Origin of the sequence: Fibrella musci (genome assembly GCF_041321105.1) — a bacterium.
In the GTDB taxonomy this organism is placed as follows: Bacteria; Bacteroidota; Bacteroidia; order Cytophagales; family Spirosomataceae; genus Fibrella; species Fibrella musci.
The window spans coordinates 259,317-283,251 of the sequence record NZ_JBGGWD010000004.1; the positions used below are offsets into that span (position 1 = coordinate 259,317).

The window sequence follows — 23,935 nt, forward strand, 5'->3', positions numbered from 1 at the left end:
ATTGTACATTATTCATTCATTTAATGTTCTTCCGGCGGTTGCGCTGGAAATCTTCGAACATCATGTTGCCGAGTCCCTGGAGGCCGCTGTAATAAGCGCGGCCGTTGTTGACCTTCGTAAACTCCTGCACAAACTGCTTCAGATACGGGTCCGTCGCAATCATGAACGTCGTCACGGGAATGTCGAGGCGTCGGCACTGGGCGGCCAGCGTGAGGGTTTTGCTCACTACTTTCCGGTCGAGACCAAACGAGTTTTTATAGTACCGGATGCCTTCCTTCAGGCAGGTCGGTTTGCCATCGGTAATCATGAAAATCTGCTTGTTTTTGTTCTTCCGGCGGCGCAGCAAATCCATCGCCAGTTCGAGTCCCGCTACGGTGTTGGTGTGGTACGGACCCACTTCCAGATACGGCAGGTCTTTGGCCTGAATCTGCCAGGCGTCGTTGCCAAACACCACAATATCGAGCGTGTCTTTGGGGTATTTCTGTTTGATCAGCTCCACCAGTGCCAGCGCCACTTTCTTGGCGGGCGTGATGCGGTCTTCGCCGTACAGAATCATCGAGTGGCTGATGTCGATCATCAGCACCGTGCTCGTCTGGGTTTTCTGCTCTTTTTCGGTTACCTCCAGATCGCGTTCCATCAGTGTGAATTCCTCCACGCCGCTGTTGATCTGCGCATTCTTGATCGACTCAGTCATCGAAATCTGTTCGAGCGTGTCGCCAAACTGATAAGTACGTAGGTCGCTGCTCAGTTCGTCGCCGGAACCGGTGTAGGGGGTGTTGTGGTTACCGCCTGATTTTGAGCGTTTCAGCTTGCCAAAGATTTCGTCGAGGGCCGAGCGCCGAATCGTTTGTTCGGTTTTGGGCGTAATCGAAATTTTACCTTCCTGATTTTCTTCCGTCAGGTAGCCTTTTTCTTTCAACTCATCGAAAAAATTCCCCATCCCATACTGATCGTCGGTGAGGTTATACTGCCGGTCGAGCTGATTCATCCAGGCCATCGCCTGCTCCACATCGCCCGACGTAATGAGCAGCAACTGCTGAAAAATGTTGAGCAACTGATCAAATTTGCTGCCGCCCTTTTGCTCGGGTGGCACAAACTGAGAGAAGTTAAAGCCTTTCATGAAGCGTTTAGCGTTTGTTGGTTGCGGTTTGACGTTGTGTTACAGACAAAGACGTAACACCAACCTAAGGTAAAACGTCAAACACGACACGTTAAACCTCAAACTAAATTTGTAAATTCGCCGTTCGATTGCGCCAGCCAGGCAGACCCAAGCAGTTTGCCTAGCTGGTGTTTTTAGTGTCTATGTTTGATATCCAAGCCATTGGCGAATTGCTGCGGCATCCTCACCGCATCCTGATCACCACCCACCAAAACCCGGATGCCGATGCCATGGGGTCGTCGCTGGGGTTGGCGGGCTATCTGCGGCAGAAGGGGCACTCGGTAACGGTGGTCACCCCGACCGATTACCCGCAGAATCTGGCCTGGATGCCTGGTAACGACGAGGTGCTGGCGTTCGACGAAAAGCAACGTACCCAGGTTGAAGCGCTGATGGCTGAAGCCGACACGATTTTCTGCCTCGATTTTTCGGCCCTCGACCGCATCCGCGACCTGGGCCCGATGGTGCGGCAGGCCCGCGCCCGCAAGGTGATGATCGACCACCACCTGGAACCCGAAAATTTTGCCGATCTGGCTTATTGGGATACCAAAGCCGCCGCCACTGCCCAACTGATCTTTACCCTGATTGAGCAACTGGGCGACGGATCGCTCATCGACGCCGACATTGCTGCCTGCCTGTATGCCGGTCTGATGACGGATACCGGCTCGTTCCGGCACTCCAATACCACCCCCGAGGTGCACCGGATTGCCGCCGCCTTGCTCGAACGGGGTATCGATGTGAGCCAGATTCACCGGCTGATCTTCGACGGCGTCTCGCTCGATAAACTCCGGCTGCTCGGCTACATCCTGAACGAGAAACTGCGCGTGTTGCCCCAATACAAGTTTGCCTACATCACGCTCTCGGTCGACGAATTGCGCCGGTTTCGGTCAAAAACGGGCGATACCGAAGGCATCGTCAATTACGCACTGTCGGTGGAAGGCGTGGTGGCCGCGGCCATCCTGATCGATCGGGGCGAAGAAATTCGGCTGTCGTTCCGATCGGTAGGTGATTTCTCGGTGCGCGATCTGGTGCACGCGCACTTTAACGGAGGTGGCCATAAAAACGCTGCTGGTGGGCGTTCCCGCCTCTCGCTGGCCGATACTGAGGCCAAACTGCTGACCATTTTACCCGAGTACCAAACTGAATTAGCTGGCGTGTAGGTACGTACCTGACGGATCAAGCCGCGCCAAAACCGATAAACCGATTACAAGACAATGCAGATTAAAACGCTTGGCAATGCCGCCCTGCTCGCAGCCGTTCTGATGGCCTGTGGCAAAGATCGCCTTCAGACCTCTGAAAGCGGCCTGAAATACCAGCTTCACGAGCAGAACGAAGACGCTCGCAAAGCCAAAATTGGGGATATCCTGACGCTTCACCTCGCGCTGAAAAACAGCAAAGATTCGGTGCTGCGCGATACGCACAAAGAAGGGGCGCCCCTCCAACTGATGCTGCAGGTGCCGCCGTTCAAAGGGGCATTTGAAGAAGGGCTGGCGATGCTGGCCAAAGGGGATAGCGCCACGTTCTACGTGAAAGCCGACTCCCTGTTTGCGCGGGCCAACCAGCCGTTTCCTCCGGGCATCACGAAGGGCTCTGACATCGTCTTTAACGTAAAACTGCTCGACGTACAGAACGAACAGGAGTTCCAGAAGGCACAAACCCTGTCGCGCGATAAGCAAAAAGGCATCGACGATAAAGCCATTGGCGACTTCCTGGCGAAAAACGGACAGGCCGCCAACGCCCAGAAGACCGCCAACGGTGTGTACTATGTTGTTACACAACCGGGTGCCGGCGCGAAACCTAACCGGGGCGATAACGTGAAAGTGCACTACACGGGCAAGCTGATGAACGGGAAAGTGTTTGATAGCTCGATCGGCAACCAGCAGACGGGCGGTCAGCCGCTTCAGTTCCAGGTTGGCACGGGTATGGTCATTCCGGGTTGGGATGAAGGTATCCTGCAACTGACTAAAGGCAGCAAAGCTACGCTCTACATCCCGTCGGGTATGGCTTATGGCGCGCAGGGTGCACCGCCGACTATTCCGGCCAACTCACCACTGGTATTTGACGTTGAACTGGTTGACATCAGCAAAGGACAGGCTCCTGCCATGCCGGGTATGCCGCAGGGTGGCCCAGCGGGCGGGCGTTAAAAAATTAAGTTCAACGTTCAACGTTTAAGGTGTAAAGAGACTCCGTTACTGTAGTAGCGATGGCCGATCACCCTAATACATTGAATTGCAGCGCGCCGCGTGGCCCGGTCGGGTCACGCGGTGTATCGCTTTACATTTTGGACTTAACACATACGATGCGCTTACAACTTAGTCTTTTTGGAATTGGCCTGCTGGCGATAATTGGCGTCTGGCTAACGAGCTGTACCCCAACTAGTGAGGCCTTGGCCGACCGGAAACAGCGCGAAAACGCGGAAGAAATTCAGCAGTACATCACGGCCAATAACCTGCAGGTCCAGCAATTGGAATCGACGGGGCTGTACTACATCAAAACCGTAACGGCGCCGGGTAACCAGTCGGCCGTGACGGGCGATGAAGTACGCTTCTTTGTGACCTCGAAACGGCTGGACGGCACCGTCATTGACAGCACTGACGGCATCAATCCGATTGCGTATACCTTCGGCACCAACATTAACCGTAGTCGGTCGGTTGTCAATGGTTCGTATCTCTACACCAGCATTACTCAGGGCATGCTTGCGGGGATTATTGTTGGTCGGGAAGGCGAGCGGCTCACGCTGCTTGTCCCGTCGTATTACGACACGGGCCGGTATGGATCGCTACTGTTGCCGCAGTATTCGCCCATTTTGTACGACATGCGGATCGTATCCGTTCGGACGGAAGACGAGCAGATTCGGGATTATATTGCTGCCAACAAGATTATGGTAACAGACACGGCTGCCGGTGGTATTCGGATAGCCAAGACGCTGGCCCGCCCTGACTCGGCGCTGATCAAAGCAGGCGAAACCGCAACCATACGGTATACCGGCCGGTTACTCAATGGTACTCAGTTTGATACGAACGTACCCACGGCCGCGGCCATCGCCAGTGATCCGTCAAGTGTTACGGCTGGCTATGACGTAACGGTTGGACAGACGGCTGTTGTGGCTGGCTGGACAACAGGATTGCAGCAGGTCCGCCGGGGTGAGAAGTTCTTACTGATCTTCCCGTCGTCGCAGGGATATGGCTCTACGGGGGCGCCTAACTCAACGGTAATTGGCCCCTTTAAGCCGCTGGCGTTTGAGATGGAAATTCTGCGGGTGAAGTAAGCTCCCCAGTAATCATGTAAGTTTGCAAAGCCGTTTGGGTACATACCTGAACGGCTTTTTTTCGCCCAATAGCTATGGAACGAATGCTTTGCTTCGCGACGAACAACGCGCACAAACTGGAAGAAGTACAGGCTGCTCTGTCGGGTTCAGGTACCCCGCCACAGCAGGGCAAGCTGTTCGTGCTGCGCACGCTCCGCGAGATTGGCTGCACCGATGAACTGCCCGAAACGACCGGCACCATTCCCGGCAATTCCCGCCAGAAAGCCAGGTATGTGTTCGATCATTTCAACGTCGCCTGCTTTGCCGACGATACGGGACTGGAAGTAGAGGCGCTGGATGGAGAGCCGGGCGTCGACTCGGCCTACTATGCCGGTGAACCTCGCGACAATGCACGCAACCGGGCGTTGCTGCTCAAGAATTTACAAGGGCAATCCAACCGCCGGGCGCAGTTTCGATCGGTGTTTACGCTGGTAGAACCGGGGCCAAATGGTGAGCCCATCGAGCATCAGTTCGAAGGCATCGTGACGGGCGTGATCATCGACGTGGAGCGCGGCGACGGCGGCTTTGGCTACGACCCGCTGTTCGTTCCCGATGGCTACGAGCAGACCTTTGCTGAGATGCCGTTGGCCGAGAAAAACAAAATCAGTCACCGCGCCCGGGCACTAGCCAAACTGGTTGCCTATCTGGGGCAGGCGTAACGCAGGCGGCTTCGCTAGTTAGTTACTGACGCTTGAGCGAAGGGCCAGGCGTCAGTAACTAACTAGCCTTAAAACATCGTATTGCTATTCGCCGACGAGGCGGGAACGAGTTGGAGCACATCCCAATGCTCTACGATTTTGCCGTTGTCGTCGAAGCGAAAAATATCCATGCCGGCCCATTCCTCGGTGCCGGTGCCGTCGGCGGTGGGCCAAAATTGGCGGCAATGTAGCACGACCAGATTCTCTTCGGCCACGGCCCGTTGTACCGCTACTCGCTTACCGGGGTATTCCCGCGCCATCTGCTCAAAGTAGGCGATGAAGGCCGCTTTGCCATCGCCTACTTGCGGATTATGCTGAATGTAGACGTCGCCAACGTACCTGTCGATCGCCTCGGCGGGCCGACACTGGTTGAACATCAGGTCGTAGAAAGCGATGGCGTTGGCTTTGTGTTGGTCGGGCTGAGTCATGCGTTTATTTTTTGGTGGGTTTGGCGCTCATGTAGAATGTGAGTGTCCCGCCTTTTACGATGTCGGCGTGGTTCAGCGTGCGTTGGGAAAGGGGCGTGCCGTTGAGCAGCGCCTTTGAGACATACACGTTTTTGTCGCTTTGATTTACGGTTTCGACGGTGAAGGTTTTGCCGTTTTCCAGCGTCAGTCGGGCGTTTTTGACCAGCGGGCTACCCAGCGAATACTCGGCCGAGCCAGGCGCGACGGGGTAGAAACCCATCGCTGAAAACAGGTACCACGCGCTCATCTGACCACAATCATCGTTGCCGCCGAGGCCGTCGGGCGTGGGTTTGTACTGCATCCGCAGAATCTGCCGGATGCGTTCTTGTGTGCGCCAGGGTTGCCCGGCCCAGTTGTAGAGGTAGGCAATGTGGTGGGCCGGTTCGTTGCCGTGGATGTAGCCGCCGATGATGCCTTCGCGGGTGATGTCTTCTGTTTCGGCAAAAAACTTGTCGGGCAAGTGCATGCTAAACAGCGTATCGAGGCGGGCCGCAAACTTCGTCGCGCCGCCCATCGTCTCAACCAGCGCTGTCGGATTTTGCGGTACAAAAAAGCTGAAGTTCCAGGAATTGCCTTCGATAAAACCCTGCCCGTCTGTGGCATACACGTCGAAGTTTTTTTTAAACGTACCGTCGGCGAGGCGCGGGCGCATGAAGCCAATGGAAGCGTCCCACACATTACGCCAGTTTTCGGAGCGTTTCAGGTACGTGGCATACACGTCGGCGCGGTTCAGCTTTTTGGCTAGTTGGGCAATGCACCAGTCGTCGTAGGCATATTCCAGCGTGTTGGACACCGACGTGCCATTGGCCGTTGATGGTACGTACCCACGGTCGATGTACTCGCCGATACCTTCATAGGAGCGGTGGTTCGAGGTGGCAATGCAGGCGTCGAGTACGGCCTGCGGGTCGCCGGTGTAGGTGCCTTTGATGACGGCGTCGGCCAGTACCGATACGCTGTGGTAACCGCTCATGCACCAGTTATCGTTGGCATAGTGCGACCAGACGGGCAGCATCTTCAGCGGGCTTTGGTCGTAATGGGCGAGCATGGAGGCTACCATATCGTTGTTACGGCCCGGCTGCATGAGGTTGAAAAAGGGGTGCAGGGCCCGGTACGTATCCCAGAGCGAAAACGTGGTGTAGTTGGCACCTTTGGCCTGATGTACGCCCTGATCCAACCCCTTATACTGCCCGTTTACGTCCATGTACAGCGTCGGGTTCACAAAGGCGTGGTACATCGCCGTGTAGAAATTGATCTTGTCGGGCTCGGCGGCGTCGATCTGAATTTTGTTCAGTTCCTTGTTCCAGGCAGTTTGTGCATTGGTTTTGGCTTGCTCAAAATTCCAGTGGGGCAGTTCGGCCCGCATGTTGGCCAGCGCATTTTCCTGGCTCACCGGCGAGAGCGCCATCTTGACCTGTATGGCTTCGCCCTCGTTGGTGTCGAAATCGAAATACATCCGAATCTTCTTGCCCGCGATTTCGGGGAAATTGTGTGCCTGATCGAATTTTCGCCAGAAGCCCCGGTACACCTGCGGCTTATCTAAATTCTTCTGCCCGTATGATTTGAACGGTTTGGAGAACGAAAGCGCGAAATAGACCGTCCGGGTACGTGCCCAGCCGTTGGTTTGGCGATAACCCGTCACGAGTGTGTCGTTCACGACCCGCACGTAGGTCCAGACTACTTTGTCGTCGTAATTATAAATCCCGGCCATCAGGTCGAGCAGAATATGCGACTGATCGGATTTGGGGAAGGTGTATCGGTGCAGGCCTACGCGCTCGGTGGCGGTCAGTTCGGCGGTGATGTTATGGTCGTCGAGTTTAACCTTGTAATACCCCGCCTCGGCTACCTCGTTCGCATGTGAAAACGCCGATCGGTAGCCACTTTGAGGATTAGCCGCCGTACCGGGGTTGAGTTGCAATGGCCCCTGCGTGGGCATGACGAGGAAGTCGCCGAGGTCGGAGTGGCCGGTGCCGCTGAAGTGCGTATGGCTGAACCCGACGATCGTTTTGTCTTCGTATTTGTACCCCGCGCAATAGCGATATACGTCGCCGTTGTACTTGCCGTTGAACTCATAAGAAAGCGTGTCGGTGTCGGGGCTGAGTTGTACCGATCCGAACGGAACGGTGGCACCTGGGTACGTATGCCCCATTTTCTCAGTGCCAATCAGCGGATGGACGTAGGGGACGAGGTTCTGTTGTGCAAAGGCCGTTGAGACTAGTCCCAGACCGAGCATAACGGAGGCAATTCGTTTCATACCTCAAGATTAACCCACGAACCGTAGAGACGCAATCCCTTGCGTCTAATTACGCGTCAGCAAAGTTCATGTTGGTCGAATCGGTACGATGTATTGCTGACGGACAGGAGACGCAAGGGATTGCGTCTCTACCAAAGAATTAACAGAAGGCGTCTTCGATGTGCTTGATCTTGACCTCGCCGCGGGGTGTGATTGTGACGGCGACCACGTCGAAACGGATGTCGTGTTGCCAGTCGCGGGCGTAGATGTAGTGTTCGGCGGCGCGCATCACGAGCTGGGCCTTGGCATAGGAGACGAAGGTTTCGGGCTCGCCAAAGCTCAGGTTGGAGCGCGTTTTTACCTCCACGAAAATCAGCAGTTTCCCCCGCTGCACAACCAGGTCGATTTCGGCGTGCTGATGCCGATAGTTTGTTTCCAGCAGCTGATAGCCTTTATCCTGCAAATATTGCATAGCGGCTTCTTCGCCCTGCTTGCCCGTGTCGTTGTGCTGTGCCATGAAAAGAAGTTTAAAGTTTGGTGTTTAGCGTTTAAAGTTGGCTGACGCCTGAGTAAGATGCGTCAGCCAACTTTAAACGCTAAACACCAAACTTTAAACGGATTATAAGATAATCGTCCGGTTCTGATGGATGAAGACGCGGTCGTTGAAGACCAGCTTTAGGGCTTGCGAGAGCACGATTTTCTCCACATCGCGGCCCATCGTGGCCATATCGGTGGCGGTGTGGCGGTGGTCGACTTCTTGTACATTCTGCGCGATAATTGGGCCTTCGTCCAGGTTGTTATTCACGAAATGGGCCGTCGCGCCGATGATCTTGACGCCCCGCTCGTAGGCCTGCCGGTAGGGACTAGCGCCGATAAAGGCGGGTAGAAACGAATGGTGAATATTGACAATGCGGTTATTGTAGTGACCCACAAAGTCGGGCGTGAGCACGCGCATGTATTTGGCGAGCACCAGGTAATCGGGCTGGTAAATGGCCAGTGTACGCAGAATGGCCGCCTCGTGTTCTTCACGGCTGCGGTTTTCGTGCGAGACATAATGAAACGGAATGCCAAACCGGCTCACCAGCGGTTGCAGGGTATTGTAGTTACTCACCACCGCCAGAATATCGGCATCCAGTTCGTCGAAACTGTAGCGGATAAGCAGTTCGCCCAAGCAATGGTGCTCTTTGGTCACGAACACGACGATGTTCTTCTTGGCTTTCGGATTGAGCCGCAGGTTGACGCCCTCGGGCAGCGTTTCACGCAACTCGTTCAGAATCTGCTGCGGGTTCAGCTCGTCGGTGCCGGCACCGGCTGGACCTGACCCGACTTCAAACTCCGTCCGCATAAAAAACTGCCCGTCGGGGCTCACGTATTCGTCGTTTCGGATGATGTTGAGGTTGTGGCGAAATAACACGCCCGTTACGTGGTAAATCAGGCCCGGCATGTCGGGGCCGTCCATCAGCAGAATATGTTTGGTCATCACTAGCGGCAACAAGATGGCGGGCAAGATAGGCGGATTGCAGTAAATCTTATGCTAAAGACCATTTTGATACGAACGAATCTACTTACTTAGCGGTCATAACTGCCATTCGTTACTGGTCTAGCTTCCTGAGCGGCTTTGCCGACGCTATTGCTTGCTCCACACCAACCGACCGATGGCAATTGACCCTTGACTAATTCATTATATCCATCGTGGAAGCACTCTTCTCGACATCGAAGCGAAAACTCCTGCTCGAAGTAGCCTGGGAGGTTTGTAATCAGGTTGGCGGCATTTACACCGTTATTCGCTCGAAAGTACCCGCTATGGTTGAGAAGTGGGACGACAACTATGTGTTGCTGGGACCTTACTTTCCGCAGAAAGCCGCCGCCGAGTACGAACCCATTACGGAACCCGACGAAACCGAAATTGGGCAGACCGTAAGGAAAATGCGCCAACTCGGCTACGAAGTCGAGTACGGCTATTGGCTCGTGACGGGCCGCCCGCGGGTGGTGTTGTTCAACCTGCAAAGCATGGCCAACCAGCTCGACGCGCTCAAGGCCGGCCTCTGGGAACGGCATAAGCTGCCAACGCTGGGGGTGGAAGATCTCGTCAATCAGACGCTGGCTTTCGGCGAAATGGTGCGGGTGTTCATCAAACTGCTGGCCGACGACCACGCCCGCCGCGTAGACATGGCCGCGCATTTTCACGAGTGGATGGCGGCATCGGGCCTGCCCGAACTGCGCCGCGAAAACGTGAAAGTTGCCACCGTGTTCACCACGCACGCGACGATGCTGGGCCGTTACCTGGCGCAGAACGAAACCAATTTTTACGGTCGGCTGGATTCGTTCGACTGGCAGAAGGAGGCTCGTCATTACGGCATCGAAGCGCAGGCCACCATTGAGCGGCTGGCCGCTTTGCAGAGCCACGTGTTCACCACTGTCAGCGACGTGACTGCCCGCGAATGTGAGGTTTTTCTGGGGCGCAACCCCGACCTGATTTTGCCCAACGGTCTGAACGTGACGCGCTTTGCCGCCGCACACGAATTTCAGAATCTACACGTTCGGTACAAAGAGCGCATCCACGAGTTTGTGATGGGCCACTTCTTCCAGAACTACTCGTTCGACCTCGACAAGACGCTGTACTTCTTCACGTCTGGGCGGTTTGAGTTCAGCAACAAAGGCTACGACCTGACGCTCGAAGCGCTGGCCCGGCTCAACTGGCGGATGCGCGAAGCCAACATGGATACCACAGTGGTGATGTTCATGGTGACGAAACAGCCCTACCGATCGATCAACCCCGAAGTGCTGCACACCCGCGCCCTGCTTGACGAAATCCGGGAGACGAGTCAGGCGATTGAAAAGCAGGTGGGCGAGCGCCTTTTCCTGGCCTCGGCCTCGGGCAGCGAAACCAGCCTGCCCGATCTTAACAAGTTTGTGGACGAATACTGGCGGCTGCGGCTACGTCGGACGGTGCAGAGCTGGAAAACGAAGCAGCTCCCCCGCTTTGTTACGCACGATCTCTTGCAGGAAGACGACATGACTCGTTTTATCCGGCAGGCCAACCTCGTCAATAATGAATACGACCGGGTGAAAATCGTGTATCACCCCGATTTCATTGCATCGACCAATCCGCTCTTTGGGCTGGATTACAGCCAGTTTGTGCGCGGGTGCCACTTGGGCATTTTCCCGAGCTATTACGAGCCCTGGGGCTATACGCCACTCGAATGCGTAGTGCGCGGTATCCCGACCGTTACGAGCGATCAGTCGGGCTTCGGCGATTTCATCATGCAGATTATGCGCGACTACGAAAACCGGGGCATCTACGTGGTGAATCGCAAGACGCAGAATTTCGACGAAGCCGCCAACCAACTGGCCGACATTCTGTACCGGTTTGTCAGAATGAGTATGCGCGACCGGATTCAGCAACGAAACCGCGTTGAAAGCATCTCCGACGTATTCGACTGGACCAACCTCCGTTCCTACTATGACACGGCCCACGACCTGGCCCTGAAACGGCGAAAGCCGTAGCGTAGAGACCGCAGCGGCGGACCGTGCAACCCTTTGCGTCTCCCCGCGACACTAACCCCTTGCGTCTGCCGTGCGTCAGCGATAAATAGCCATTTTTTTATATTGGTTTATTTGTGGTTTGTATATTGCTGACGCACAGGAGACGCAAGGGATTGCACGGTCCGCCGCTGCGTCTCTACGGTGCCCCACCATGTCAGATGATAAATTTTCAGGAAAGTACCGGATCGATTCGGCTCGGCTGATCGGTTATGATTACGGATTGAATGGCGCCTATTTCGTAACGATATGTACACAGCAGCGCGCCTGTTACTTTGGTGAAGTTGTTGACCGAGATGGAAGCCCGCAACTTGTACCAACACCAATCGGTCAGCGAGTGATTGACGGCTGGCTTGCCATTCCGCAGTTTTCTCCGTTCGTAGAGCTGGATGCGTTCCAGTTAATGCCCAATCATTTGCACGGCATTCTGCGGTTCAAAAAAATAGAACAAGGCGTTGAACAACCGAATCGTTTTGGGCCACAACGGCAGAATTTAGCTTCCGTTATCCGTGGTTTCAAAGCCGGCGTCACGGATTTTGCGACCCGAAATAAAATGGAGTTTGGCTGGCAAGCCCGTTATCACGACCGGGTAATACGAAACGACGACGAACTACAACGCATACGTACCTACATCGCCGCCAATCCAACCAACTGGTTAACTGATAAATTGTACATACCCGTAGAGACGCAATCCCTTGCGTCTCCCGTGCGTCAGCAACCCCTTGCGTCTCCCCTGCGTCAGCAATTCCCCGCGTCTCCCGCACGTCAGCCTAACCAGACAGTATCCGAAGAGATGCTGTATTTTCTTTGGCAGTTTCAGTACTTCGCTACCCAACCGCTGAGAACCACCGATGGCGAATCGGTGGAAGTCATCCATCCGGGACACCGCAACGGCAATGCCGGCCCCGATTTCCTGAATGCCCGCCTGCGCATCGACGGTGTTGAATGGGTTGGCACCGTCGAAGCCCATGTGAAAACCTCGGATTGGCTGGCCCACCGGCATCAGAACGATCGGGCTTATGACAACGTGATTCTGCACATCGTCTGGCAACACGACCGCACCGCTGATAGTCCCGTTCCGCGCCCCGATGGCACGGCGCTGCCCACGCTCGAACTGGCTCCATTGGTGCTGGATGGCTCGCCGCCCAATCTGTTGCTGACCAACTACCAACGGCTGATCGATACTCGTGACCCAATTCCCTGCGCCGGTCAGTTTCGGATGGTAAAACCGCTGCGCCAGACCGCCATGCTCGACAAGGCCTTGCTCCAGCGCCTTGAGCACAAAGCCGAGGCGGTTCGCGAACTGTATGATGCAACAGGCCACGACTGGGAGGAAACGGCCTACCGGTTACTGGCAACGTACCTGGGTAGCAAAGTCAACGCGGAACCGATGGAGCAACTGGTCCGGGCCGTGCCGTTGCGCGTGTTGCAAAAGCACCGCAACAGCCTGTTGCAGATCGAAGCCCTGTTGTTGGGTACGTCGGGGCTCATCCCGGCTCCGGATGACGAAAACGACGATTTTACGGTCGTGCTACGGCGTGAGTATCAGTTCCTGGTAGCCAAATACAACCTGGCCGACCGGCAGTTGCCTGCTCATATCTGGAAGTGGGGAAAGCTACGACCGGCTGGTTTTCCCACGATGCGACTGGCTCAACTGGCTGCACTGGTTCAGCAGCATGGAAGCCTGTTTTCGTTGCTGATCGATGGCGCAAACGACGTACCTGCGCTGCTAAATGCACTTCAGGTACGTCCGTCGGCCTATTGGCAAACGCATTTTCAGTTTGGTAAGGTGGGCAAAAAAGCGTCGGCTATGCTGGGTACGTCGACGGCGCAGGGCTTGCTCATCAACACGGTAGCCCCCCTGTTGGCCGCCTATGCGCAGCACAAAGAGTTGCCTGATCTACTCGACCGGGCCGTATCGCTGCTCGAGCAACTGCCCGCCGAAGATAACCGCATCACACGCCTGTGGGATGACCTTGGCCTGCATATCCGGTCGGCCTTCGATTCGCAGGCGGCGCTGGAGTTGTACAACGGTTTTTGCCTGCCAAAACGTTGCCTGAATTGCCAGATTGGGATTGCCTTGGTTCGGGCTACCTAGTGGCTAGGCGTGGGCCATCGACTGCCCAACGCCAACGCTCAGCAGGGCGTTTTCGAGTCGGTCGATCGCTGAGGCCGTGTCCCATTTGTCGGCAACCATCGCGCGCCCCTGCTCCGATAATCGCCGGTGCAGCACCGAATCGTGCAGCAGTCGATCTACACCCATTGCCAATTGGGCTGGATCTCGCGGGAAAAGCAGACCGTTTTGCCCATCGATGACTGTTTCGCGGATACCCCCTTCGGCTACAGCAACGACCGGTAGGCCGCAGGCGTTGGCTTCCAGCGGCGCAAACCCAAAAGGCTCTAGTTCGGAGGTATAAAGCAGGCAGGTCGCCGTGTTGAGCAAGTGAGTCAGCTCGTCCTGCGTTACGCGTTCGCGGGGCTGGAAATCGACACCCAATTGCTGGCTGAGCTGAACGACCTCGTTTACGTACAGGCTGTTCCCCATGTTGCCAACCCAGACTAGCGGCGGGCGGCGTTCGGCGGGCAGTTGAGCCAACGCGCGGATGGCGGTGTCGGGTCGTTTATGGGGGAAAAAGGCACCGAGGCCCAGCACGAAGGGTTGACGGGGCAGATCATGATACGGAAATAGGTGCGTATCGATGCCCAGATAACAAACCTCGCTGCGCTGAGTACCGCCCTGGTGATCGGCGCCATAGGCCCTTATGACGCTTTCGTTCGAGAAATAGGAATTGACCAGTACCTTATCGAACGACTCGTAATTCAGTAATTCTTCACGTACGCGCACCCGTGCCTGCCGTTGCTCGAACAGATCGCGCCAGAATGCCTGTCGGTAGGCGGCATCCAGCCAGCGACCTTCGGCGGGCGGTAGCGCCGACCAACGTTGCGTGGGGAATGCTTCGAACAACGACCGGTTCGGTTCGCCCAGATAAAGTACCTTCGGAAGCTTCACAAAACGTCCGATGTAAGGCATCATGAACGTCTGGCAGGAATTGGCAAACAACACATCATGACCGCCCGCTTCAATCTGCGCCGCCGATTGCCGACAGGCTTCCAGCATACGCTCAACCTGGGTATCGGGCAGGTAGGCAATGGACCGCAGCCGATCGCGGTATTTATGCCGGATGCGGATGGTCATATCCAGCGGGACCACCTTTGGCGCACCCGCATACTGATTCACGTCGAGGTAATCGCTGTCGGCTAGCGAGGTTGTGTACACCGTCAGTTGGTGCCCCCGCTCGGCCAGGCCTTTAATGTGTTGGTGTAGTGCCCGGCTGGCTCCGCCACTGGGTAGATTATGCCAAATGGCAATATTCATGCGCTGTAAAGCTGTTGTTTCCAAATCCGACGTAAAGCTACGTCGTGACGCTACTTCTCCGTCAAATTTTGCTGCGTAACGCGCACTTCCCGAATGCGTTTGTCGTCGGCCAGCAAAACATGGAAGGTGAAATCGTCGAACGTAATCTCATCACCTGCCTGCGGTAGCCGACTAAACAATTCGAGCAGCAACCCACCCAACGACTCGCTATCGCCCCGGACAGCATCAAAGGCCGTGGGGTCTACGTCGAGCACGCGACAAACGTCGGTGAGCGGGGTACGTCCTTCAAAAATGACCGTCTGCTCATCGACCCGGCGGTAGCCTGTGGGCGTTTCGTCGTCAAATTCGTCGTTGATGTCGCCAAAGATTTCCTCGATAATATCTTCCAGCGTTACCAGCCCCCGCGTTCCGCCGTATTCGTCGATCACAATGGCCATATGGACGCGTTTACGTTGAAAATCCTGCATCAGGTCGTCGACCATTTTCGTCTCAGGAATGTAAAACGCGGGCCGTAACAGCGATTTCCAGTCGAAGGAAGCATCGGCCTGAAGGTGTGGTAACAGGTCTTTGAGGTACAGAATGCCGTCGATCTGATCGATGGTCTCGTTGTAAATCGGCACTCGCGAATAACCTGCATCGTTGAGTTGGGCCAGCAACTGCGGAAAGGGCAGATCGTCGGGGAAAGCTGTGATATCCATGCGAGCCCGCATCACCTGCCTGGCCGTGAGGTTACTGAAATTGACGATACCCTTCAGCAGTTCCCGTTCTTCTTCGCTGGCGTCGGAGCCGGTTAGTTCAACGGCTTCGCTGAGTTCTTCGGCCGAGAGCTTATAGCCTTTGCGCTGAATACGCTTGTCGATCTGATTGCTAAGATTCACAAGCAGTTTAGCTATCGGCGCAAAGACAAACAGGGCTGTGCGCGCAAGCCAGTAGGTACGTCCGGCCACGGCTGGGGCGTACTGGGCGGCGTAAATTTTAGGCACCATTTCGCCGAAGACCACGATACCAACGGTAGTTGTGAAGGTAACGGCGGCCAGCACCCAACCCGAGGTGTGCGACAACGCCGTAGCCACCCAGGTCACGTAGGTGATGATGAGGACAATGGCAATGTTGAGGAGATTATTAAGGATGACCAGCGAGGCCAGTAGCCGTTTAGGCCGGTCGAGCAGGGTGGCGATGCGGCGTTGGGCGGGCTCGTTGCTCTCCCGATAGCGCGCGCGGTCCTGCGGGGTAAGCGCAAAAAAAGACGCTTCTGCGGCAGAGGCCATAGCGGCACCCAAAAGCAAAAGCAACACAACGGCGAAGTAAGGGCCGTAAAAACGAAGATAGGTGCTCCAATCGCTACCGACGGGAAGCACCTGTGTGGAAGAAGGGTCTCCTGGATCCATAGGGGAAGTGTTCAATGTGTAAAGTTCAACGTCCAAACTAACATATCTTGCCTTGAACGTTGGACTTCACACATTGAACTTATCTTAAAAAGGTAAATCGTCGTCGCCGCTGTTATCGAAAGCGGCCGGAGCCGGGGCTGGTTTGGGCTGACGAGCCGGGGCCGGCGCCGGCTGGGGAGCCGCCTGCTGACGCGGGGCTGGAGCCGGTGCAGGCTGGGGGGCGGCCTGCTGCTGCTGACGCGGCGCGGGCGCTGATTCATACTGCCCACCGCCATCGTCGTTACGGCTACCCAGCAATTGCATAGTCGTGGCCCGCACGCGCAACGAGAAGCGTTCTTTGCCTTCTTTATCGACCCAGGTTTCGGTGCGGAGGCGCCCTTCGATGTATACGGGATTGCCTTTGCGCAGGTATTGCTCGGCTACCTTGGCCTGTTCATTCCAAAGCTCAACGCGGAACCATTCGGTTTGCTCGACGCGCTCGCCATTGCGGTTGGTGAACTTCTCCGTCGTGGCCACATTGAACTGGGCCACTACGCCACCACCGTCTAAATAACGAACTTCGGGGTCGGCCCCCAGATTCCCAATCAACGTTACTTTGTTTAAGCTTGCCATGTGTTAACTGTGTTTAAAAATCGGTCTTTACGGCGGTTTAGGCACCCGGCGCAGAATAATTAAAGTTACTGAAATCTACCGACTTATCCAAACTGTTTCTCAAAATAAGCGGTGATCAAAACGGGCTTCGGCAGCTGCTCTACCTCGGCGCTGGAGAACCAGCGGAGGCCTTCCGGCAGCAGCGTTTTGTCGGCCTCGGGCAGCGCAATTTCGTAGAAAAAGGCCTTCACCCGCTGGTGCGACAGAAGTTGCTGTTCGGCCACGGCCGGGCCCACCAAAACGCCCGCTTCTACCAACTTGTTCGCCTCATCAGGTACGTCGACCGAGCGCCAGTCGGGGGCGGGTTCGTCGGTTTCAGTGCCATAGAATTCGTACAGATTCTGCCAGATGTCGCGCTGGGTACGTTCCCGCAGGGCAAACTGGGCTGTCTCGCCTTCGCCCCCCCGAAACACGAAGTAGGTGAAGAAACGCTCGCGCACGGGGGCCTTCTTTTTCTTAACGGGTAGTTTGTGCTGCCGCCCGGTCAGGTAGGCCCGGCATTGCTGCTGAACGGGGCACAGGAGGCAGTCAGGCGCAACGGGTGTGCACTGAATGGCCCCAAACTCCATAATGGCCTGATTATACGTAGCCGGGTCGACGGCATGCGCCATCAGGCGGGTGGCCAGCGCGGCAAAGGTTTTCTTGGCCTGCGTAGTCGTGATATCTTCTTCAATACCAAACACGCGGGCCAATACGCGATACACGTTGCCATCCACAACCGGCACCCGTTCGCCGAAGGCAAAGGAGGCTACGGCGGCTGCCGTGTAGGTGCCGATGCCCTTGAGCGTCAATAATTCATGATACGTATCCGGAAATTGTCCCTGCCGGGTATCGGCAATAAGCTTGGCCGTTTGGTGCAGATTTCGAGCCCGTGAATAATAGCCCAGCCCCTGCCAAAGCCGGAGCAATTCGCGCTCATCGGCCCGAGCCAGATCAACCAGTGTCGGGTACGTCTCGATAAAACGGAGATAATAGGGAAGCCCCTGTGCCACACGCGTTTGCTGAAGGATTACCTCCGACAGCCAGATGCGGTAAGGGTCGGTTGTATGTCGCCAGGGTAAGTCGCGCCGGTGGCGTTCATACCACCGTTCGAGGGTAGGGCCAAAGTGGGTAACTTCGGGCGCTTCCTCAGCTGCGTTACCCGCTGATTGCCAGTTCAAAATAATCGTAAGATTTTCGCCGTTGACTGGTAATAAAGGAGCAAGGGGTTTCATTATCAACCGAAAAGACCTACCTTTGTACTCCTTTTTCAGTACCTTAAAATCAACAACCAAGTAATCGCTAAAGTTTAGTAAGTCGTGACGAAAGCAGACGTAATCGCTGAGATCTCGGATAAGACCGGAATCGATAAAGCAGATGTGACCGTTACCTTAGAGAAGTTCTTTTCGGTCGTTAAAGATTCATTGGCCGAAGGAGAAAACATCTATGTAAGAGGGTTCGGTAGCTTCATTAATAAGAAACGCGCCAAGAAAGTGGCTCGTAATATCTCGAAGAACACGGCTATGGTGATCGATGAGCATTTCATCCCCAGCTTTAAGCCGGCTAAGGTCTTCGTTGAGCAAGTTAAAACCAGCGACAAAGCCAAAGTTTCGGCCGAGTAAGCCTCAGTAATCAGCCTTGCGTCTCGCCTCTTGGGCCAAACGCAAGGCTGTTTGCTATGTTCCGGTTCTGTATGAAAGTATCGACCATACTTGTTGTTGTTGCCACAGCTGCCTTGAGTGCGGGACTGTACAGCCTGCCTAAGGTGGTGGTGCAGAACCAAACAAAGCAGTTGGGTAATGCACCCGGTGGGCGTTCGACCAACACGCCGGTAGCCGATTCGCTGAATGTTGTTGCCAACACCGGTGCCAAGTCGGAGGCCGACGTTCAGCATAATCAGCCGCTCACGCCCGATCAGCAGAAACAGGTCGAAGGGTTGCAAAAGGCGTATGCCGCTGCTACGCCCGCCGCCCGCAAACCGGCTGCCGAGAAGCTGATTGCGTTTTTTCGATCAGCCAATCGGTTCGATAGTGCTGCCCACTACGCAGGTGAAATCGCTAAGATTGATCCCACGGTACAGGCTAACCTTCGCGCCGGTGATCAGTATTTTGAGGCGTATGGTTTTGCTGTAGCTGAACAAAAAGCAGCTTATTTGGGTGAGCAGTCGCGGGTTTTCTACCAGAAAGCGCTTGTGCAGAACCCAAATCTGCTGGCCGCCAAAGCCAATATGGCTATGACGTACGTGAGTACGCAAACACCGATGCAGGGAATTATGCTTTTGCGGGAGGTGTTGGAGCAAGACCCTACCAACGAGCTAGCCCTGTTTAACCTCGGGATGCTATCGATGCGGTCGGGTCAGTACAACAAAGCCGTTGGTCGTTTCCAACAGATTCTGACCAACGACCCGGCCAACCGCAAGGCGAAGTTTTACCTGGCGGTTTGTCTGGTTGAGACAAATCAGAAAGCGGAGGCTGGCAAATTGCTGACAGACTTGAAAGCCAACGAAAAAGACCCGCAGATTCAGGCGGCAATTCGGGAGTTGGAAGAGCGAGTAAAGTAGAGACGCGAGCTATTGCGTTTCTGCAAAAAATAGGGCTTACCAGGTGGTGGCCGACATTTGTAACACACATAAAACCTTACGCACTATGCCTTGCGGTAAAAAACGGAAGCGGCACAAAATCGCCACTCACAAGCGGAAAAAACGGCTCAGAAAGAATCGGCACAAGAAAAAATAGTTTAGAGTTTGGAGCTTGGAGTCGCTCTGCTAACGTACCTGATTAACTTTTAGCGAAGCAACTCCAAACTCTAAACGTCAAACTTATTTTGAGAGGCCTCGCCGTTTTCCGCGTGCGTGGCTTCTTTGTTTATATCCTACACGCCATTTTAACCGTGCTAATCGCTTGTGAGCAACGAAATTGTAATCAGTTCCACTCAGAAAGGGGATCGGATTGCACTCCTGCAGGATAAACGCCTGCTTGAGTACCACCTCGATGAGTCGGAAAGCAGCTTTACGGTTGGCGATTTGTATTTAGGTACCGTTAAGAAGTTGTCGTCGGGCCTCAACGCGGCGTTTGTCGACGTGGGCCACGAAAAAGACGGATTCCTGCATTATCAGGACCTCGGCCAGCACATCAACTCCCTAAACAAGTTAACTAAAGAAGTAATCGCCAAGCGTGTCAACACGGGCCGATTATCTGATTTCGAGATGGAGCCGGCCATCGAGAAAATTGGTAAAATCGACAAGGTGCTGACCAAAGGGCAGTCCATTCTGGTACAGGTGGTGAAAGAACCCATCTCAACCAAAGGGCCGCGCCTTTCCTGTGACATTTCCATTGCGGGCCGCTATCTCGTGCTCGTACCTTTCTCCAACGGGGTTAATCTGTCGAAGAAAATCACCGATCGGACCGAACGCAATCGGCTGATTAAGTTGATGTCGGCTATTAAACCCAAAAACTTTGGGGTCATCGTTCGTACGGTGGCGCAGGGTAAAGAGGTCGAAGAACTCGACCGCGATCTGCAAAATTCCATTGATAAATGGGACCGCGCCCTGCAAAATCTACGCGATGCCAAACCCCGCGACCGTGTCCTGAGCGAAATGAACCGCGCCTCGTCTATTCTGCGCGACATGCTCAACGAGTCGTTTGACAGCATTACGGTCGATACCAAAGAAGGCTTCGATCAAATACGGGAGTTCATCCATACGATTGCCCCGGAGAAAGAGAAGATTGTAAAACTGTACAGCGGCAAGGCCAAGTTGTTTGAGTCGCTGGGATTAGAAAAGCAAATCAAGTCGCTGTTTGGGCGGTCGGTGAGCTTGCCGGGTGGTGGGTATCTCATCATCGAGCATACCGAAGCCCTGCACGTCATTGACGTAAACAGCGGGAATAAGTCGAATTCAGAAGAAGATCAGGAAGCTACAGCGATCAGCGTCAACCGCGAAGCGGCCCGCGAGATTGCCCGGCAACTGCGGCTTCGGGATATGGGCGGCATCATCGTTGTCGATTTTATCGACATGAAGAAGGCCGACAACAAGAAGCTGATCTTCGACATCATGCGCGACGAAATGAAGGGCGACCGGTCGAAGTTCACGATCCTGCCCCTCACCAAATTCGGCCTGATGCAGATTACCCGGCAGCGGGTACGTCCTGAATTGAACATCGTAACGCGGGAGGTATGTCCCACCTGCGGCGGTACGGGTACCATTCAGGCGAGCGTGCTGATCACGGACATTATCGAGGGCAACGTCGATTATATCCTGACAAAGCAGAACGAGCGTGGTATTCAGATCGTCTTACACCCATTCCTGTACGCTTATTTCACGAAGGGTTTTCCTTCGCCACAACACAAGTGGTTTTTGAAGTATAAAACCTGGGTGAAGCTGACCAAAGACAGTTCGCTGGGTATCACTGATTTCCGATTCCTCAACAAACACGGCGAGGAGATTGAACTGGCTACTAACCCGACGCCTAACAACCCGTCGGAGAAGGTGGTCGTGGTTGAAGCCTAAACCGTCTGTTGACAGAAAAAAGCCGTCCGGAGCATTAGCCCGGACGGCTTTTTTAGTTGCCAGGCTTTTGGTATCGCCTCTCAAAAATAACGCAACCTAGAAGAAGATAGAAGTCGGTCAGGACGTACCTGAGTGTCCGGATGTATTTACGATAGTATGAACTGGGTAATAAATTTGCCCCGTACGAAGCTTGATTCTGGACGGTCTCGTTGGTCGCATTAAGGAACGGAATGCTCAGGTAGAACTCGATACCTTGCCGGTTATTCAGGCTGTACGGGGTCAGATGCGTCAGTTGTCCCAGAATCTGATTAGTAATGCCTTAAAATTTAGTCCTGATTGGTCCCCTCACCGAGGACGGTTCAGAACTGCCCGGTCACCAGCAGAGTGCGGGCACTGTTCAACCTGCTCGACTCGAGAGCTTATATCATAATCAGGGTACCAGACAATGGAATTGGCTTCGATATGAAATGTACCGACAAAATTTTGGGTACGTTTCAGCGGCTAAACAGCAAAGGCGAATTCTCTGGAACAGGGATTGGCCTGGCCATCTGTCGGTGCGTCGTTGAGAATCATCAGGGATGCATTGCTGCTGAAAGTCAGCTGAATAAGGGCGCGGCGTTTACATTTTACTGCCCGTTGAGCAGTAAGGAACGTACCTGAATGGCAGTAGAGCGGCATACATTAGAAGGTCAGACAGGCGTAGCCGTTCACTCAAAGGGCCGAAGAGGGGTTTGGTCATTCTTTAACGATTTTTTATTTTTGTAAACACGCCAATCAACCGGGTGTGTATAAGTTAAGCAAACGAGGCCCCGGCTCAAGCTGGGCTTGTTTATAGCTTCAACCTTTCCACTTGTAGAGGAAGACCTCGGTACCTTCGGTGCCGGGGTTTTTTATTGTCGACGCCAAACCCGTATTTTTGACTACATGGAACAGCAGAATTTCAATAACGACGGGTCGATCGATGTCGAACTGAGTGAGGAGGTAGCAGAGGGGGTTTACGCCAATTTGGCGATGATTGCCCACTCGAACAGCGAGTTTATTGTCGATTTCATCCGGCTGATGCCCGGCATTCCGAAAGCCAAAGTAAAGTCGCGGATTATCCTGACGCCCGAACACGCCAAGCGGTTGTTGGTGGCGCTGAAAGAGAATATCCGCAAGTTCGAAGACAACTTCGGGGCCATTAACCAACCCGACGATACCTTCCGTTTTCCAACCGGCGGCTTCGGTGGACCGGTAGGGGAAGCCTAAGGGAGCTTAACGACCAAAGGCCAGATTTCAAGGTTGTCCGGTCGATGGCCTCAACTGTGGATTGGCGAAGCAACTTTGCCCCTTAAACCTTGAACTTTAAACTCATTTTCATACCTTTGCACTCCGAATTTCGGGGAGACGTGCTTAGACGGCTCAGATTGCATAGCAAACAACCAATTAATTAATGCCTACCATACAACAATTAGTCCGCAAGGGCCGCGAAAAGCTGGAGTTTAAGTCGAAGTCTCCGGCTTTGGACGCTTGCCCGCAGCGTCGTGGTGTATGTACTCGTGTATATACGACCACTCCGAAGAAGCCAAACTCGGCGCTTCGTAAAGTTGCCCGTGTTCGTTTGTCGAACGGGAAAGAAGTCAACGCCTACATTCCGGGCGAAGGCCACAACCTGCAAGAGCACTCAATCGTGCTGATTCGCGGTGGCCGGGTGAAAGACCTGCCGGGTGTACGTTACCACATCGTGCGCGGTGCGCTCGATACGGCTGGTGTAAGCGGCCGTCTGCAAAGCCGGTCTAAATACGGTGCTAAACGTCCGAAACCAGGTCAGGCTCCAGCTGCTGGTAAAGGTGCTCCGCAAAAAGGCAAGAAAAAATAATTAATGAATAATGAAGAGTGCCTACTGTATAATGAGCCCTTCTGGAAGTCATTATACATCAATCATTCTACATTATTCATTTCCAACACTGCCCGTTGAAAGACTACGGCAGAGTAAGAGAAATCTGAAGACATAATGAGAAAGTCGAAACCCCCCAAGCGGTATGTGTTGCCCGACCCCAAATACAAGGAGGTGCTGGTAACCAAGTTTGTAAACAATTTGATGTACGAAGGCAAGAAGTCGTTGTCGTACTCCATCTTCTATGATGCCCTCGATATCGTGGCTAAGCGCACGAGCGAAAGCGGCCTGGATGTATGGCGGAAAGCGTTGAACAACGTAATGCCTTCAGTTGAAGTGAAAAGCCGCCGCGTCGGTGGGGCCACCTTCCAGGTGCCGACCGAAGTACGCGCAGACCGGAAGGTCTCGGTAGGCATGAAATGGCTGATCCGGTATGCTCGTTCACGCGGCGAGAAAACCATGGTAGACCGGTTAGCGGCCGAAATCATCGCTGCCTCAAAAGGTGAAGGTGCTGCCGTTAAAAAGAAAGATGATACGCACCGCATGGCTGAAGCCAACAAGGCGTTCTCACACTTCCGGTTCTAACACAGACCGCTTATAAATCTACAAGGTTTTGAAAACCTTATAGGTTTGACAAGGAAAAGCCCCCCGCCCAAAGCAGGGGGCTTTTTTAATGCGCTGTCAATCGCATCTGCCTGAAACGCCGTACCTTTGACAATCGGTTTACAGTCTTCTGTCTACGGTTTTCAGGTACGTT

22 protein-coding genes are annotated in these 23,935 nt (G+C 54.4%); 13 read left to right on the forward strand and 9 right to left on the reverse strand.

The window, feature by feature from the left end; all coding sequences use genetic code 11:
- Window positions 1-16: 16 nt before the first annotated feature.
- Window positions 17-1,120 carry a vWA domain-containing protein gene (locus ACAW74_RS14250; RefSeq protein ID WP_370698876.1) on the reverse strand — a complete coding sequence of 368 codons (1,104 nt, stop codon included), beginning with the start codon at window positions 1,118-1,120 and terminating at the stop codon, window positions 17-19.
- 182 nt (window positions 1,121-1,302) lie between these two features.
- On the opposite strand from ACAW74_RS14250, the gene ACAW74_RS14255 reads away from it, so the two are divergent.
- The 4 genes from ACAW74_RS14255 to rdgB all read left to right on the forward strand — a co-directional run bounded on the left by ACAW74_RS14255 (window position 1,303) and on the right by rdgB (window position 5,122).
- Window positions 1,303-2,316, forward strand: a complete 1,014-nt coding sequence (locus ACAW74_RS14255; RefSeq protein WP_370698877.1) for a DHH family phosphoesterase — start codon at window positions 1,303-1,305, stop codon at window positions 2,314-2,316.
- A gap of 54 nt (window positions 2,317-2,370) precedes the next feature.
- Window positions 2,371-3,300, forward strand: coding sequence for an FKBP-type peptidyl-prolyl cis-trans isomerase (locus ACAW74_RS14260; protein ID WP_370698878.1), 930 nt, complete (start codon window positions 2,371-2,373; stop codon window positions 3,298-3,300).
- A 155-nt stretch (window positions 3,301-3,455) separates the two neighbouring features.
- Window positions 3,456-4,424 (forward strand): FKBP-type peptidyl-prolyl cis-trans isomerase, encoded by a 969-nt coding sequence (locus ACAW74_RS14265; RefSeq protein WP_370698879.1) that lies wholly within the window; start codon window positions 3,456-3,458, stop codon window positions 4,422-4,424.
- A gap of 74 nt (window positions 4,425-4,498) precedes the next feature.
- Window positions 4,499-5,122, forward strand: coding sequence for an RdgB/HAM1 family non-canonical purine NTP pyrophosphatase (rdgB, locus tag ACAW74_RS14270; RefSeq protein ID WP_370698880.1), 624 nt, complete (start codon window positions 4,499-4,501; stop codon window positions 5,120-5,122).
- A gap of 68 nt (window positions 5,123-5,190) precedes the next feature.
- On the opposite strand, the gene ACAW74_RS14275 is transcribed toward rdgB, so the two are convergent.
- The 4 genes from ACAW74_RS14275 to purU all read right to left on the reverse strand — a co-directional run bounded on the left by ACAW74_RS14275 (window position 5,191) and on the right by purU (window position 9,338).
- Window positions 5,191-5,589: a nuclear transport factor 2 family protein gene (locus ACAW74_RS14275; protein ID WP_370698881.1), complete on the reverse strand. Its 399-nt coding sequence runs from the start codon at window positions 5,587-5,589 to the stop codon at window positions 5,191-5,193.
- 4 nt (window positions 5,590-5,593) lie between these two features.
- Window positions 5,594-7,879, reverse strand: coding sequence for a GH92 family glycosyl hydrolase (locus tag ACAW74_RS14280; protein WP_370698882.1), 2,286 nt, complete (start codon window positions 7,877-7,879; stop codon window positions 5,594-5,596).
- Between the two features lie 139 nt (window positions 7,880-8,018).
- Window positions 8,019-8,375, reverse strand: a complete 357-nt coding sequence (locus tag ACAW74_RS14285) for a YraN family protein (protein WP_370698883.1) — start codon at window positions 8,373-8,375, stop codon at window positions 8,019-8,021.
- 102 nt (window positions 8,376-8,477) lie between these two features.
- Entirely contained in the window at window positions 8,478-9,338 is an 861-nt protein-coding gene (purU, locus tag ACAW74_RS14290; RefSeq protein ID WP_370698884.1) for a formyltetrahydrofolate deformylase, read from the reverse strand.
- A 212-nt stretch (window positions 9,339-9,550) separates the two neighbouring features.
- On the opposite strand from purU, the gene ACAW74_RS14295 reads away from it, so the two are divergent.
- Together ACAW74_RS14295 and ACAW74_RS14300 are read left to right on the forward strand one after the other, a co-directional pair.
- Window positions 9,551-11,365, forward strand: a complete 1,815-nt coding sequence (locus ACAW74_RS14295; protein WP_370698885.1) for a glycosyltransferase — start codon at window positions 9,551-9,553, stop codon at window positions 11,363-11,365.
- 373 nt (window positions 11,366-11,738) lie between these two features.
- Window positions 11,739-13,499, forward strand: a complete 1,761-nt coding sequence (locus tag ACAW74_RS14300; protein WP_370698886.1) for a DUF2851 family protein — start codon at window positions 11,739-11,741, stop codon at window positions 13,497-13,499.
- 3 nt (window positions 13,500-13,502) lie between these two features.
- Here ACAW74_RS14300 and ACAW74_RS14305 read toward each other — a convergent pair whose 3' ends face one another.
- From ACAW74_RS14305 to mutY, 4 genes are all read right to left on the reverse strand, one after another.
- On the reverse strand, window positions 13,503-14,777 hold the full coding sequence (locus tag ACAW74_RS14305) for a glycosyltransferase family 4 protein (protein ID WP_370698887.1): 1,275 nt from the start codon (window positions 14,775-14,777) through the stop codon (window positions 13,503-13,505).
- 50 nt (window positions 14,778-14,827) lie between these two features.
- Entirely contained in the window at window positions 14,828-16,165 is a 1,338-nt protein-coding gene (gene gldE / locus ACAW74_RS14310; protein ID WP_370698888.1) for a gliding motility-associated protein GldE, read from the reverse strand.
- Window positions 16,166-16,249: 84 nt separating this feature from the next.
- The gene (locus ACAW74_RS14315) at window positions 16,250-16,777 is read right to left on the reverse strand and encodes a single-stranded DNA-binding protein (protein WP_370698889.1); all 528 of its coding nucleotides are present in this window, start codon (window positions 16,775-16,777) and stop codon (window positions 16,250-16,252) included.
- A gap of 83 nt (window positions 16,778-16,860) precedes the next feature.
- Entirely contained in the window at window positions 16,861-17,976 is a 1,116-nt protein-coding gene (mutY, locus tag ACAW74_RS14320) for an A/G-specific adenine glycosylase (protein ID WP_370698890.1), read from the reverse strand.
- Window positions 17,977-18,114: 138 nt separating this feature from the next.
- Between mutY and ACAW74_RS14325 the strand changes: the two genes are divergently transcribed.
- The 7 genes from ACAW74_RS14325 to rpsG all read left to right on the forward strand — a co-directional run bounded on the left by ACAW74_RS14325 (window position 18,115) and on the right by rpsG (window position 23,763).
- Window positions 18,115-18,417, forward strand: a complete 303-nt coding sequence (locus ACAW74_RS14325; protein WP_015330343.1) for an HU family DNA-binding protein — start codon at window positions 18,115-18,117, stop codon at window positions 18,415-18,417.
- A gap of 71 nt (window positions 18,418-18,488) precedes the next feature.
- Window positions 18,489-19,355: a tetratricopeptide repeat protein gene (locus ACAW74_RS14330; RefSeq protein ID WP_370698891.1), complete on the forward strand. Its 867-nt coding sequence runs from the start codon at window positions 18,489-18,491 to the stop codon at window positions 19,353-19,355.
- Window positions 19,356-19,697: 342 nt separating this feature from the next.
- Entirely contained in the window at window positions 19,698-21,302 is a 1,605-nt protein-coding gene (locus tag ACAW74_RS14335; protein WP_015330345.1) for an Rne/Rng family ribonuclease, read from the forward strand.
- 384 nt (window positions 21,303-21,686) lie between these two features.
- The gene (locus ACAW74_RS14340) at window positions 21,687-21,962 is read left to right on the forward strand and encodes a sensor histidine kinase (RefSeq protein WP_441656238.1); all 276 of its coding nucleotides are present in this window, start codon (window positions 21,687-21,689) and stop codon (window positions 21,960-21,962) included.
- A gap of 264 nt (window positions 21,963-22,226) precedes the next feature.
- A complete protein-coding gene (locus tag ACAW74_RS14345) occupies window positions 22,227-22,550 on the forward strand; it encodes a DUF3467 domain-containing protein (RefSeq protein ID WP_015330347.1) in 324 nt (107 codons plus the stop codon).
- A gap of 184 nt (window positions 22,551-22,734) precedes the next feature.
- Window positions 22,735-23,160, forward strand: a complete 426-nt coding sequence (rpsL, locus tag ACAW74_RS14350) for a 30S ribosomal protein S12 (RefSeq protein WP_370698894.1) — start codon at window positions 22,735-22,737, stop codon at window positions 23,158-23,160.
- A 135-nt stretch (window positions 23,161-23,295) separates the two neighbouring features.
- A complete protein-coding gene (gene rpsG, locus ACAW74_RS14355) occupies window positions 23,296-23,763 on the forward strand; it encodes a 30S ribosomal protein S7 (RefSeq protein ID WP_015330349.1) in 468 nt (155 codons plus the stop codon).
- The last annotated feature ends 172 nt before the right edge of the window (window positions 23,764-23,935 follow it).